The sequence below is a fragment of the Oceaniovalibus guishaninsula JLT2003 genome, assembly GCF_000299575.1.
Taxonomy (GTDB): Bacteria; Pseudomonadota; Alphaproteobacteria; order Rhodobacterales; family Rhodobacteraceae; genus Palleronia; species Palleronia guishaninsula.
Map to the genome: position 1 here is coordinate 1 of NZ_AMGO01000066.1, position 950 is coordinate 950.

Annotated in this window: 1 protein-coding gene; it reads right to left on the bottom strand. The window is 67.6% G+C overall.

Going from position 1 to position 950, the window contains the following annotated elements; translation table 11 throughout:
* The coding region (tuf, locus tag OCGS_RS13160) for an elongation factor Tu (protein ID WP_040611058.1) at window positions 1-950 on the bottom strand (950 nt) is incomplete at both ends.

Sequence of the window (950 nt, forward strand, 5' to 3'; positions counted from 1 at the left end):
CCGGCGCCGACGGTGCGGCCGCCTTCGCGGATGGCGAAGCGCAGCTTCTCCTCCATGGCGATCGGCGCGATCAGCTCGACCCCGAACGACACGTTGTCGCCCGGCATCACCATCTCGGTGCCCTCGGCCAGCTGCACCGTCCCGGTCACGTCCGTGGTGCGGAAGTAGAATTGCGGACGATAGTTGGCGAAGAACGGCGTGTGGCGGCCGCCCTCCTCCTTGGTCAGGATATAGGCCTCGGCCTCGAACCTGGTATGCGGCTTGACCGAGCCCGGCTTGCACAGCACCTGGCCGCGCTGCACGCCCTCGCGGTCGACGCCGCGCAGCAGCGCGCCGATATTGTCGCCTGCCTCGCCCCGGTCCAGCAGCTTGCGGAACATCTCGACGCCCGTGCAGGTCGTCTTGCGGGTGTCGCGGATGCCCACGATCTCGATCTCGTCGCCCACATTGATCACGCCGCGCTCTACGCGCCCCGTCACCACCGTGCCGCGGCCAGAAATCGAGAACACGTCCTCGACCGGCATCAGGAACGGCTGGTCCACCGCCCGCTCGGGCGTCGGGATCCACTCGTCCACCGCCGCCAGAAGCGCGCGCACCGAATTCTCGCCGATCTCGGGGTCGCGGCCTTCCAGCGCCGCCAGCGCCGAGCCCTTCACCACCGGGATGTCGTCGCCCGGATAGTCGTATTTGGACAGAAGCTCGCGGATCTCCATCTCGACGAGTTCCAGCAGCTCCTCGTCATCGACCTGGTCGACCTTGTTCATGTAGACGACCATCGTCGGGATGCCGACCTGGCGGCCCAGAAGGATGTGCTCGCGCGTCTGCGGCATCGGGCCGTCGGCGGCGTTCACCACCAGAATCGCGCCGTCCATCTGCGCCGCCCCGGTGATCATGTTCTTGACGTAATCCGCGTGGCCGGGGCAGTCGACATGCGCATAGTGCCGCGCGTC